The organism is Yersinia rohdei ATCC 43380 (assembly GCF_000173775.1).
Classification (GTDB): Bacteria; Pseudomonadota; Gammaproteobacteria; order Enterobacterales; family Enterobacteriaceae; genus Yersinia; species Yersinia rohdei.
Map to the genome: position 1 here is coordinate 112,960 of NZ_ACCD01000009.1, position 13,101 is coordinate 126,060.

Here is a 13,101-nt window from a genome sequence, read left to right on the forward strand (position 1 = left end):
TCTTTTGCAGTGTATGTTTAAAACACCAATTCTCTGCGTATAACTCCTCGGTGTCTTTGATGTATTTAGACAGGTTCCGGGTCCGATCCCAACAAAGCCTGTAAACGCGCATCGGCCTGCGCCCTACCGTCCTGTAACATCGTTAGTACGGCATTGTCTTCCTGCTGGTGCTGCGCGCCAAACAGATCTAATCGATCGAGCATATAGACCGTTAATACGGTACCAAGGCCGGTGACGCACCCCGTCAGCACAGCCACTAGGGTAGTGATCAGCCCACCGGGCAGAACGGTAAACAGCGCACCGAGAGTTTTGCTGAGGTACTCTTCAAGCAGTACGCCACCAATGACGAATGCGCCGCTGACGGCAATCTTCAGCCCTGCATCTAGTGCTTCGGCACGGCTTGTACCCTCTGGTCGCATCAGTACAGTTTTGGCTGCGCGGAACAGCGAAAAAACCCCTTCACGGATCATTCGCACCAGGCTGCGTGCGGTGGTGAAGAAAGTATTTATCAGCGTTGTCATCAAGTTACTAATGATCCCGCTGATGGCCCCGTCACGAAACGCCGTTAGCACGTTGCGCCAGTTATCGAGACAGCTCTTTGCCACCCGCCCAGCACGGATTTTTAATGCCTCCCAGACATGCTCCTGGTCCACCCCATCACAAAACCCGTTATGCCAGCTGTCGTGAACTTCCAACAACAGGCCGTCGACAAAATCCGTCAACACCAGGCCAATCGCCTGCTGTAGGCCCATTTTCCCCGCTTCGACAGCGCTGGTTTTCAGTAAATATGCACCGAATTTCGCACTACCGTAGTAGCCCCAACGAAGACTGCTTTCATACTGCTTGCGTGCCACTTCATCCAGCTCGCGCAATTTTTCCTGATCGACGGCGTTCTGTTGTTTGTACTTCTCCAGTGCATTTTGATCTTTTTTGCTCAGAGGCTCATTTTTGGCTTTCTCTTCCAACCGGGCAATTTGGGAATCGCGATCGGCGCGGTTTTTGTTCAACCAGACGATGTACTCCTCTGCGCTCTTTTGCTGTTTCGATTCATTGATCGAGTGGTGCGTCTGATGCAGATTGGTTTTGTGGTTCGCCAGATCCGCACCATTGGCCTCCGCCAGCCGAACCGCAGGGTCGTTATGGATAGAATTGGCAGAAACCAGGTGATCCTGCTGCGCTTTGGTATTTCTGCTCAGTGTCTGCCCGGTATAGGCATCCACCGCTTCGCCTGCATCCTGTTTTTCACTGTTTTCGGCGTTGGTATTCTTGTAGTTGTCATGTTTGTGGTACGGATCGCTGTTGTACTTGCCACGGCTTGCGTAACGCGCCTGCTCCTCTTCCGTGGCATACACCCCGGTACGAACATTATGAATGGTATCGACATTGCCCCCCACCTTGTCCCACGCAGAGACAATGGTCCCCAGCCCAAACGGACCAATAATGCTATGCAGAAGACGCTGTCGGCACTCAGCCAGCATCAATGTGGTTTGTTCCGTGCGCCACTTCTGTTGATACTGCCGAACTCGCTGATACGCCTGCCAAGCACTGACATCAGGTATGGTAACTGCCTCTTTTGCTGCGGATGGTATGAGATCGCTTGTCTGTCGCTGACGCTGCTGGTTCAGACGCAATAAAAGTGTTTTTCTGTCCATAATCTCCCCTTAGTACACATCTGCACGCTGGCTAAATGCCTCACGAAGCACCGCCATCAACTCAGCAGCCTCAGTTTCCTCAATACCTAACTCGAACGCCTGTTCAAGCGCAGTGTGGATATCAGGCGGGTTGGCAATAAGGCGACTAATTGTGGCTTGTAATACCAAGGAAAGATGCCCGCTCATCATCCCCAGGCAGCAGGTTTCGATATCGCTGCGCACGTCAGACGGCGCGATGCCCTGCTCCTTAGCACAAGCAAAGGCAACAGCCAGCATTGCCTCACAACGTTTTTCAAAACGCTGAACTTCATCCATTTTTTTGAGGACCTGATCGGCATACTCTTCTGTCGTCTGCTGCTGTCCGGACATCACCCCCTGCTCAAACGCCATATTTCGCTCACGCCTTACACTGGCTGCAGTAGAGAGTCCTACCATACGAAACATGTTCGCCACCCAGCTGTCAGCATCTTTCTCATCCTGCCAACGGTGGTACTCCCACCAAACTTTATCGGTTTCCGCCGTAGCATGAATCCGTTGGCGAAGTAATGCCACCTGGACCACGGAGGGGATCGTAACGCGAAACGCTGGTCCCGCCAGGTCTAAGGTGGTCCATAGCCCAGTGATCACCCAGCCAATCGGCCCCAGAAAAGAAGCTGCCCCTCGCGCGGCCACAAATGATGCTGCAGACATAACCACCGTCCGTCCGAGCAGTTGGCTGGCAAAAACGTTGGCAATTAGAGACGCCAAGAGCAAGCTTGAGAAGCGGTTAGACTGCAACTGCGTCATTAATTTCGCTTCAGGGAAAAGCATCGTACTGCCCTGAGTGAGATCCATTTTCGCAAGCAGATTTTTGCGTTGAGCTTCATCCATATCGGACCAAGCCTTGCGAGTAATCGCCGCCAGCACTGCCAGTTCGATACGGTCAACGCCCCAGTCCTTCTTGTACGTCGCGTCAAGCTTGTCCGCCACATCTATCACCACGGTTTTCCACTCAGGACCGCCGCCGCGAAACAGATTGACGATGGTATTTCCGCCAAACTCGCACAGCTCGTGGGCAATCAGATCGGCATACTGACTGTGTGCCGGGCAATGGGTTTTATAACGTGCTTTACTCTCAATGCCGCTGCTGAACGCCTTCGTGATGTATTCCACCAGCGGGGCCAATTCGCTATCCGATGCGTTGCTTAATACTGGCAGCAGTTGACGATCACCATTACTCATCATTGTTTTCCTATTCTGTACTAACATCGTCTATGTCGCGTTTAATGTTACTGATGGTATTACCAAAGGTTGCAAGAAAGCCATCGAGCATCGGACTGTCAACAACCGTGGCGCTAAAGCGCAGCCGCCCGTCGTCAAGCTCGCTGACCTGTTGGTCGGATGAAAGTGGCGATTCCAGCAAAAGTTGCGCCCGCGCGGTTTCAAGAGTGAAATGAATTCGGATATGTCGCCCTTCGCCGAATCCGAAACGCCCGTCATCGTCGTAACGTTTGAGGTTAAAATCCGTGGGGCGGGAAAAGTGAAAGGTACTGCAGACCGCCGAGGTAATGCGGTTCAGAGCCAGGCTGCGCTCGTTATCGTAGCCTTTAAAGCGGCAGACCAGATACAGTCGCGAGCCCTGTTGAGCCAGCCCGAGGGGCATCACCTCGACCTGACGGCGAGTACCGTGAGCATTGCTGTAATCAATATTCAGCCAGCGGTTGTAGTAAAGCGCTTCACTAACCGCGTCAAACACGCCTTCCTGGATCACTGGCGGTAGGAGTTGCTGGCTGGCAGCGACTACCCGCACCTTCTGCGACCATTCCCGCTCTCGCTGCGCCTGTTCGCTGTGGCTAAGTGTGTGTCCCGCTTGGCTAAAAAATGGCGAAAATGAAGCCATCAGATGCGCGGGTAACAGATGCTTTAACTGCGCCTGTGCCATCTGCATCAGCAGCGATTCTGCTGGCGATAGTTGCGCCAAGCTCAGTCCTCGCGAGCCTGCCCGCCATCGCCAGCCATAGGGACGGCAGCGATCATCACACTCCAAATCGAAGTGCTGACTCAGGCGTTCAAGCTGGCGCTGAATGGTACGCACATTGCGCTCAATTCCCGCATTCGTAAGTTGTTGATGCAACTCATGGGCGGTAATGCGCTGACTACGCGGAATACGGCGCAACAGCTCAAGAGCAAAAAATGTAGTATCAACGCTGTTTGTTCGCTTTGGCATTACGGCTCCTGTAGCAGCACCCTGAATGCGTAACGCATTTATACATATCAGATTTATCGGCAATGGCCGTCAATACTTAACCGATTTATTCCCCACCAGATAATGAACTGAGTATGCCAGATGCACGCGACAGACTATGTCGCAGTAATAAAAAAATCAGTGGAAAGACACGACACGGTTATTGGCCATTAAGCACGTTTCTGGCTGACATAATGCCAAACGATATACTGGTGCTTAAGAATGAGATTATGCGCGCTCTGAGAGAATAATTATTAACCACTAAGATCCGTATCGGCATGCGGAAAGATTTCAGCGAATCACTCATGTCAAGCCTACTTGACGGATCAAACACCACCATCCCGACTTGCTGATTGTCGTGAAATAGCCTCTTCGGTCAGGCTTTCGTCCTATATAGTTCGTATCTATACCAAGCCCGCTAAAGCAACATTCCTGACTCTGCAACCTACTCTGCTGGGTCACAAAGAGAATATTCAGTAGGACAGTAAAAGCCATGGGGAGAGTGATGAGCCCTACCCTGAGACGCTACGGGTTAATCTCAACACTTTCGAATTCTTGGTCGGTTAAAATTTATACCGGCGCGATGTTCAAAGTATTAAAAACTTCCTTTTTTTGAATAAAAAAATCAGGCCCTTTCACCATATAAAAGGCCTGAACTGTAAAAATAAATTATCCTCTACTACAACCGAAGTTCCTGTCACCCTCACCAAAGACTTTGGTATCGAGTTTTGTCATGTAATCCAGTCGGTTAAGAAGATCATAGTAAATCTCAACATAATCAGGATCATTGACCTCCAGCATATACCTGCAGTTGTCAGGAAAATGGACGAGTTGTGGGCAATCTTCAAACGTCAAACCCAGAGCGCTGTACCAGGCTTTCATGATCATCACTCCCAGGCTGTCTTCGTATTTAAAATCACCTAAATGGTAATAGGCATGTTTATTGAACAACAGACAGATATGAAAGTGGCACTTACCCAGCAGCGTAAATTCTCTGCCCCAAATATTACGTAATGTATTCGGGTGTATTCTGGTACCGTCACGCATTCTGCGATCCTCACTGGCGCTGAGGGTTGCTTTCAGTGCATTCAGGAAGCGGGAGATCGCGCCTGGTTCCTGATTATGAAAGCAGGAGATGGTATCACCTCTATCCAGAATCGGTGGGTAATGAAGATCTACCCGCAATGCCATTGTTCGAGGATATTGCCTGATGGCATTATTTAAGGTCTGCTCAATTTTAATTTTATAATCAAAAATATGTTCACCATGAGTGCCATTATATAAATGCATAAAATATTCCTTTTTAATAGTCCTGTGGTAACACAGGACTATATTAGTGACCGTCGATTGGTGTTCTACTTAACAGAGATAAATATAATACCTTTCCTACATTTAAATTAAGGCAAAAGTACCCCACAACCAGTAAAGACTGATTGAAAATAACTCTGCAATAATATAATTGAGTGGTGGGGACTATCTGCTTTCTACATCTTATAACCTCATTAAGTCACATCTAATAAATCAACAGGCTGAATAAAAATAGTTTTTCCTTTTTTATAGGTCTTTATTCTACCTTGAGAATAAAGCATACCTAATAACTCTGTCGTTTTTTTGTTATCCCTGAAGCGATTGGGACCATACTGCTGTATGGTGTTTTTCCTGATGTATGGCAAAAGATTTTGGCTGCAGTAATTTTTCACCCACCAGTACAATTCATCAACATCTGTATTTACCATTATCGATTCCTTAGGTTTAGAAAAAAGATTAATGTGTTCATTTGCATACCACAGGCTGATCGCTATGGCAGCTTCCACGGCAACAAGGGATATATCTCCTTTATCTTCGTTGAAGTAGTGCAACAAAGCGGCGATTCTTGCCATATTTTCAGCTACCTTGGATGCGTAATCTTTAAATTCTGAAAGATTGCCAATAAGCCCCATTTCTGATTCAATTCGATTATAAAATTCAATCCATGCCAGTTCTGCTTCAGGAGAAAAATGCAAACAAATTCTTTCTCCCTGCCTAATCATACCTTCATCAACGATATCCATTAATCGTTTATGGAATACCGGTAAGTGCTCACTTGAAACAGTCGGGTTAGTTATTTTCCTCTGTCCTTGTGTTGAGTAGGGATGACTAATGAGAGTGCGAGCAAAAAATCCTATCCCTTTTGCCATCTCACCTTTCTTCTCAACATACCCGTTCATGACTATAGGCTGAACCATCAGAGATAGCGTCAGTCGGGCATCTTTTATTAACCTCTCTGGCTCATTTTTCCTTTCTACTGAATAAGTTGATCCATCCCACATTTTATTAATGAGTGGTAGCTCATTTAATGTATAACCATTAAAAATACTCCCTGCCTCATCTGACATCATGCCAACCGACCTGTTGTGCCCACAGAGATGTTCTTTTAGCGCCGCAGGTGTCACATCGTTAAATATCCACTTGTGCCTGACGGGTTCTACAGGACAACTGGCTTGCAGTGTTTTCAAAGACTCACGGGTCGCTGATGGGTCTTTACCACGGCGAATCTCCGATTTCAGCTTTGACATCAAGGCCTTTTCTTCTACCTTGAAGATCCTTACATTATTTTGCCAGTCAATGAACTCCTGCTTATATTGCTCAAAAAGCTGCTCTTCTCGTTGATACAGAGGCTTCATTAAAAGCTTGCTCACTGTACTTTTCCTTTCCCCTGATTCCGCAATTGTCACGATAAAAAGCGATACAGGGCTGCGCAGATTATTCAGCCTGCAGACATCAATTTGGTTCTGACAAACCAGAGAAATCACGCCAAGCGTCTCTGCTGCAATCAAGGGAAGTGGAGCCTGAGTTTGTTGCTCTGCCTCATAAATTGCATGCCCGATTCTTGCTGGAAAACAATGTATAGGAAATGTTTGGTTTCCTGACATAAAACACCTCATGATTAATTTGTGTCGAAAATACCTCCGTTTGAGTTGCTATTCCGCTATTAATAGTGGAAATAGCAAGATGCATTTCCGACCATTAGATAAAAAAACAAAAAAAATGATGAAAAAATTTCAAACTCTTAGCGTTCATTGATCCAACAGAGTAGGTCACTTAACAACCAACCGCAGGATTTCAGACCAATTGACTTGCGTTGAGGAAAATTACCTGACCGTTCCAGTTTCCAGGCTGTTGACCGAGAAATGGACGTGATATACTGGCGTTCCTTTTCCCGTACCAGGCGGTCGCCTTTCTCACCGTAATCACGCAAGATCTGTAGTCGTTTTTCAGCGGGTGGGGGGGTAAATGTTGTATTCATACTGCCTCCTTTGTTTTGGTAGAAGCAGTTTGTACAATTCAGATGAAAATATAAAGGAGATGAGTGCCCACTCAATTGCTACATAATGGGCACCTGATTGAGCACTTTATTGAGCAGTTTTATACGCAGAAAAAAAACGAATATTTCTTAGATAATCAATTAATTCTTTTTGGGTAATTTTTTTGTAAATCAAGCCTCCCAGCCTCCTCTAACAAATCATTAGCAATCAATTCAAACATCACATCAAAATTATCATTCCAGTAGTACGACTTGGTTACAATGGATATAACATCATCTTTTTTTTGAGACCACCCTCCATGTTTTATTTGTGTCAGAGAATCACTCTCTTTATCGAAATAATCGTTGAACCATCGATCGACTGTCGACCGTTTAACTTCTTCAATCTCTTTGCAACAAGAATTTCTAAGTGAATTTAAGATTTCTGTCGCAGGCATCGCCTTCAGTTTATTATTATTCTTTCTGCAATGTTTATAAATTAGTATGGCAGTGATAAAATTTTGGATATAACTTTTTTCTGCCTTTATAAACTCACTACTTTCGGGAGCTAATGATTGGAGAATCTTTTGATAGCTTTCGCCATCAATCTGCAAGTCAGAATGGGCAATAAATACATCTTTATTAAAAATTAGATAATCTTTGTCATCATGACCATATACTGTAACTTCTCCTGGGGTGTTTCCCCATACGTCATTAGCATTTCTTAGATTATAATTATCCCTTGCCAAATGGGTTGTTTTGGTAGGTTTGAGTCGCCAAAAACCACTAGCATATCCATTGTATACGTATTTAAAAAAACTGCGCCCACTAAAATTTGGATACTCTTTTATTTCAGATTGATCACAAGATATAAATGCCCTTATTGCAGACTGTTGACTATTTTTACGTTGATAAAAATCCCTGCCAATGCTGATGTTAAATGTGTCATAGCGAAGTTCTTTTTCATTCGCATAACGAACTATTCGACAGTGCTCTGAACGAAGATTAACATAGAGACTTATTTTATCATCCAGCCATGTAGATATAATATCTTCAATTTTCACATTAAATTTTTTCGAGAATTCGTCAACACGATCAAACGTATCAGGAACATCAACCTGCTCAGGAATATTAAACAACTCAGAAGCATCAAAAAAATCGGAGTTACTTGTCATTTATCGCCACCAATGCATTGACCTTATAAATTACAAAGGATTATATCAAGGTAAAGCGATGAGTTTAAAAGCTATTTAATGACAAGTAGTATTTTCATCATCTCAAATCAAGAGATGTACAGCGCTACTCTATGAACGATGCAGGTATTCACTGTTGTATCCCTATTGATAGCAGCCTTGCAGGCAGTTCCCATCCGAACTAGAATCATGGCAGCAAAACGAGGCTTTAACGATGACAAAAAAAACAGCACACAGCCAGATCACTAAAACCCAAATCTATCGTTCCGTTGCCAGTTCAACTGCAATCGAAACCGGTGTTTCTGTGCAAAAAATTGAGCAGCAACTGAAACAAAATCAGGCACAGGCGAAGGCCGTTGGCCTCGCCCGTTAATCTGGCAAGATGTCGCTCACCAGTTGCATCATAGGGCTGTAGTTCCCTGATACGCCAGCCTGTATTGCCTTGAAGTAAAACGCCTTGTGCTCATCCCACAGGCTGTAGTCTAGTAAGCCCTTCCCTGCCAGAACGGACAGCACATCGCAAAGTAGCCGCGACAGACGCCCGTTACCTTCTCTGAATGGATGGATCAAAATAAATTCCACATGGCATTCAGCCAGATAACTAACCAGCCCCGAACGAGCCAGGGATTTCAGCTCACCAGACCGAGCGAGAAACTGCTTCTCAAAACCATCAAGAAGAAGCGGAATCCTGTCGGCAGCCGCAAACTGAAAGCCATCCTTAGTTAGGTTGGCATTACGCAGCCTCCCCGCCCAGTCGTACACATTCCCCAGCCATTGGCGATGCCACCTGCTGATGTGCTCAAAAGCCAGCACCTCAGGTGGCTGGCCCTCAATAAATAGCTGCTCATACAGCATCAGCAGCAAGCCAGACTCCAGCGCCTCCATTTCCTGTTCATCAATGATTCCCAGCTTATTAGCCAGCACTAAGTCTCCAGAGCCCGGCTGATACCGTTCTTCCGCTGAATTAAGCTCATATTTTGACAAGCTCTTACCTCCGCCCAAACAAGTTCACAACGTTGTTTTCCTGCTGCCGTTGATAGTTGTTAACCCGATCTTCCCAGATCTCAAGCGCCCTGCGCTTTTCAGTCAGGTAATCATAACGGTCATAGTGTTTCGAGCTGACATCATTCAGAGCGTGATTCTGAATACGGTCGCGGATCTCTTTGCTGATCCCCGCCTCCCCCATCAGAGTCTTACAGGTCCGACGTAAATCTCGCGCTGTGAAAACTTTAAACTCAGGATTAAAAGCCCGGAAATACATGATGGAACGCGCCAGGCTATCGGTACGTACCGGGCGCTCACCGTTGGTTGATAGCGGGAAAATATAGGGACTGTTACTTTCCTTAAACAGCTCTTTAACGGAGGCTAACTCACTTAAAGCAGATTCAGTCAGTGGGATCAGATGCTCACGCTTGTTTTTCGATACATCGGCTATGACCAGCAACGTCTTTTGTTGCCAATCAATGGCGCTCCACTGACTGGCAATCATTTCAAACGGACGCTGCCCGCCAACGTAAGTACAGAAACGAATTAAGTGTTGCATCAAGGGACCCACTCCTGTCGCCTCGGAGAAATGTTCCATGACAAAACGAAGCTCTTCCAGCGTTAGCCATGTATCACCAACTTTTTCCGCCGAAGACTGCTTCGGAATGGCCGATACCGGGTTAACTTCAAGACCGAACGTAATACCCACGCTGGTATTCATCGGATCGTTATCAGCTTTCAAACCGTAGTTGAATGCCGCCATCAGATACGAGCGAATCCGATTAGCATGCACCACCGCATCACGCTGGATAATGCCTGAGAGGATGGTTTTGATCTGCAGTGGTGTCACATCCTTCGCTTTGGTATCACGAGGAATAACCGTGTAGCACTCTTTTTCAAGACGCTTCAGGACATCAGCCCAAGTCCGCTTATTGTCGAGCTTCATTTTGTTAACGTAACCATGCACCAGCTCTTCAAACGATCCTTGAGAACGATGGATCTGCATAATGTGCTGCTCGGCCAGGCGCTGTTGCTCAAGCTCTTGCTGGGGCTCTTTTCCTTCAACAAGCCAGGCACCATACTTTTTCGCCAGCTCATTGGCCGTCACCAGTTTCATCTCGGGCCAGATGCCCAACTGGATGAACTTCTCTTTCTTCCCTTTCTCAACGTAATAACGGAAATAAAAAACTTTGCTGCCTGAAGGCTGAACCTTAACGCCAAGCCTGCCAGTACCACGTTGAGCGCTGTTGCTCCACACGTAGTACGCCGTGCTTTTTGTCTTCAATCCACGTATAGCAGTCTCGGTAAGATTAGCGGCCATGAGTTTACCTTTCTAAGAATAAGCGTTACCTGACCCGATGCCCATTTCGGGTCAGGTAACGGGTCAGGTAAGGATAGTACAATGGGGAAATGAGAGAACCAATCAGAAACAAAAATAACTTCATAACCGGTTGATTATAGACAATTAAAAATACAAATAGAGACAATGACGAACAATTAAAAACATGCCAATTTTATGACTCATAATCGCTTGGTCACTGGTTCAAGTCCAGTAGGGGCCACCAAATAAAACAAGGAGTTACGTTAATAGCGTGACTCCTTTGTTATTTCGGGGATATGCCGGGGATATTTTGCACGGGTAATTATGGTGTTTATTGGTGATTTTATGCTCATCAACATATATCGAAATTAGGGGTACCGGCGTAATCTGGTTTCTTTCATTAACTGGACAATACCATGAAAACTCGCCAAGAGTATTTTGCCGCAGCTCGTCAGCAGTTTACTGATAACAATCCCCATTTGGTACGCTCGATAGAACACGATGCGACATTACATGCACACCATATCGGCATGTCAGTGAATGATTTTTGCCAAGAGAAAGTTACTGAGGCCTTCGTGAAAAATCCTAGAACGATGGGTAACGACACCGTTGTAACTGTACTCAACATGATGGAACCCAATAGTGAGTTCCGTAAAGCTGCGCTTATTCAACACTATGAGGAAATGGCTAATAGCATCGGCATTAGCCTCTCTGATTACTTAATTGAAAACAACATTTCTCTATAGCACAGCATCACAGATCTGAGTGACTGCCTATCTAATTTTTCCTGTTGGTAGGCTTCGCTAGTGAGAGCGGCAGGTATTTTGATTTAAAGGTCGTTGTTTCCTCCGTCCGACTATTTTTATTTTGGACGGATTGTTAAATGACTTTTGAAGATTCTCTTATCGTACCCATCCGAATATTTACAGAAAAAAACGCCTGCATAGCATGATAGTTTTCGGGATTTTTCTATTTAGTTTTCACCAGCAAAAAGTTTCCACTGAAAGCAAGAATGGAAACCTGCGAACCAAAGTGCGAACCTGCAAACCAAGTCTAAAAAATCAATTTCTTAAATTGAAAATCAAATTGATTAAAATTGCCTGCCAATTGAATAAATGAGCCTGAATTCAGGCCAGCCCTGATATCTAGGGACTAGATTAAAGTGTTCAGTCTACTTAGATAGGCTGGCGGCCAACATGCTGACCAGAATAAAATCGGGGGATTAATCGGTATTGCACATGTCTGTTACATGTATCGCTATGTATCGCATTTACAAATGTGCTAAAGAAAAATAGACGCTAATTTTTCAAAAAATTGGCTTAGTCATTATTCAATCTTACAGTCAGAGAAGAGCGGACATTGTGTCTGATGAGTAATGAATTTAACATTAATGATGTGTACTTTTACAATCTATCACGAAGGAATTTCAGTCCAAAAAAATGGCCTTTGTTCTTCTCTAGAATACCGAGGTTTAAATCATGAAAGTACCATATTAGTTTCGGTTTTCTGGGCTGCTCTAGTGAAGGGATTTGTAATATCCCATCTTCATACAGTTGAGATATAAAATTATTATCATTAATTTGTGGATCCATAGAGTTAATTGTGTGCTCGCAATGAATCGCATAGCTAAATATTTCCAGTGTATGACCAGAGCATGTTACAGGATTTAGCATGTACGGTTGGCCAGGCGGTATATCTCTTTCAAGATACATACGGCGTATGTCAAAGAACTTAAGCGCATCCTCGCTGCCATGGTCAAATACACGATGGGGGACGATGGCAACTATGGTGAAAGTATCTTTTGACACATCACCGAAGATAAGATAGTTACTTCGCCCTTTTGGGTTTTTGTTATCTCTTGGTGCAAAATGAAAGTGATACAGCCCTTCTCTGAGGACAAAAGAATCTATATCTTTCCCTTTGCTTTTCAAAGCAGCACTAGGCAAAACAACACCATGTGTTCTAACTTGTTCAGATAGATATTGGTTTAGATCATCACCATTAATGACTTTTTTGAGAAACTCTTTTATGTCAGGGTATTTTTTTATGAAAATATTGAAGTCTATCCCCATGGGAAAGAACTTAATGGTTCGTTTTCTTACCGGAATAGTTCTGATCTTCCAAGTAATGTAATTGGAAATAATTGCTCTTGTCGGCATCTTTTCGAGTTCTGCTATTGCCATAGGAGTATTAGGAACCTTCGGTAATTCCTTAATCATCATTTGTCTGAAACGCTCTATACTAGCTGAGTATTCGTCACTCATATCTACTGTTTCGCTGCATCACAAATTCCTCACTGGTATTGGTATCAACATAAAACCATTAGAGACAATTTTCAATTCATAAACATCTGACCTGCTCGTCGTTAATTAGCCTATTTTGTTCTTAGCTAGGGCAAACAGCAGACAAACACGTGACGCTGAAGGTCTGCTGAGAGCGAGGAG

12 protein-coding genes are annotated in these 13,101 nt (G+C 44.9%); 2 read left to right on the forward strand and 10 right to left on the reverse strand.

Annotated elements, in window-relative coordinates; all coding sequences use genetic code 11:
• Positions 1-65: 65 nt before the first annotated feature.
• The 7 genes from YROHD0001_RS09570 to YROHD0001_RS19450 all read right to left on the reverse strand — a co-directional run bounded on the left by YROHD0001_RS09570 (position 66) and on the right by YROHD0001_RS19450 (position 8,334).
• Positions 66-1,652: a membrane protein gene (locus YROHD0001_RS09570; RefSeq protein WP_032816807.1), complete on the reverse strand. Its 1,587-nt coding sequence runs from the start codon at positions 1,650-1,652 to the stop codon at positions 66-68.
• Positions 1,653-1,661: 9 nt separating this feature from the next.
• Complete coding sequence (locus YROHD0001_RS09565) at positions 1,662-2,876, reverse strand: YaaW family protein (RefSeq protein ID WP_004714553.1); 1,215 nt, start codon at positions 2,874-2,876, stop codon at positions 1,662-1,664.
• A gap of 7 nt (positions 2,877-2,883) precedes the next feature.
• A complete protein-coding gene (locus YROHD0001_RS09560) occupies positions 2,884-3,858 on the reverse strand; it encodes a helix-turn-helix transcriptional regulator (RefSeq protein ID WP_004714554.1) in 975 nt (324 codons plus the stop codon).
• A 687-nt stretch (positions 3,859-4,545) separates the two neighbouring features.
• The gene (locus YROHD0001_RS09555) at positions 4,546-5,166 is read right to left on the reverse strand and encodes an inovirus Gp2 family protein (protein ID WP_004714555.1); all 621 of its coding nucleotides are present in this window, start codon (positions 5,164-5,166) and stop codon (positions 4,546-4,548) included.
• A gap of 212 nt (positions 5,167-5,378) precedes the next feature.
• Entirely contained in the window at positions 5,379-6,788 is a 1,410-nt protein-coding gene (locus YROHD0001_RS09550) for a YfjI family protein (protein ID WP_032816810.1), read from the reverse strand.
• 137 nt (positions 6,789-6,925) lie between these two features.
• Positions 6,926-7,162 carry a helix-turn-helix transcriptional regulator gene (locus tag YROHD0001_RS0117835; protein ID WP_032816813.1) on the reverse strand — a complete coding sequence of 79 codons (237 nt, stop codon included), beginning with the start codon at positions 7,160-7,162 and terminating at the stop codon, positions 6,926-6,928.
• 155 nt (positions 7,163-7,317) lie between these two features.
• Complete coding sequence (locus YROHD0001_RS19450) at positions 7,318-8,334, reverse strand: hypothetical protein (protein WP_004714557.1); 1,017 nt, start codon at positions 8,332-8,334, stop codon at positions 7,318-7,320.
• A 232-nt stretch (positions 8,335-8,566) separates the two neighbouring features.
• Between YROHD0001_RS19450 and YROHD0001_RS20300 the strand changes: the two genes are divergently transcribed.
• Entirely contained in the window at positions 8,567-8,725 is a 159-nt protein-coding gene (locus YROHD0001_RS20300; RefSeq protein ID WP_016154571.1) for a hypothetical protein, read from the forward strand.
• On the opposite strand, the gene YROHD0001_RS09545 is transcribed toward YROHD0001_RS20300, so the two are convergent.
• Positions 8,722-9,336: a Fic/DOC family protein gene (locus tag YROHD0001_RS09545; RefSeq protein ID WP_032816815.1), complete on the reverse strand. Its 615-nt coding sequence runs from the start codon at positions 9,334-9,336 to the stop codon at positions 8,722-8,724. The genes YROHD0001_RS20300 and YROHD0001_RS09545 overlap by 4 nt on opposite strands.
• Positions 9,337-9,340: 4 nt before the next feature.
• Positions 9,341-10,657 carry a tyrosine-type recombinase/integrase gene (locus YROHD0001_RS09540; protein WP_032816817.1) on the reverse strand — a complete coding sequence of 439 codons (1,317 nt, stop codon included), beginning with the start codon at positions 10,655-10,657 and terminating at the stop codon, positions 9,341-9,343.
• 416 nt (positions 10,658-11,073) lie between these two features.
• Here YROHD0001_RS09540 and YROHD0001_RS09535 point away from each other — a divergent pair, with 416 nt between their 5' ends.
• On the forward strand, positions 11,074-11,403 hold the full coding sequence (locus tag YROHD0001_RS09535) for a DUF6388 family protein (RefSeq protein WP_004714560.1): 330 nt from the start codon (positions 11,074-11,076) through the stop codon (positions 11,401-11,403).
• A 657-nt stretch (positions 11,404-12,060) separates the two neighbouring features.
• Here the strand turns inward: YROHD0001_RS09535 and YROHD0001_RS09530 are convergent.
• Positions 12,061-12,921 carry a hypothetical protein gene (locus YROHD0001_RS09530; protein ID WP_004714562.1) on the reverse strand — a complete coding sequence of 287 codons (861 nt, stop codon included), beginning with the start codon at positions 12,919-12,921 and terminating at the stop codon, positions 12,061-12,063.
• Between the last annotated feature and the right edge of the window lie 180 nt (positions 12,922-13,101).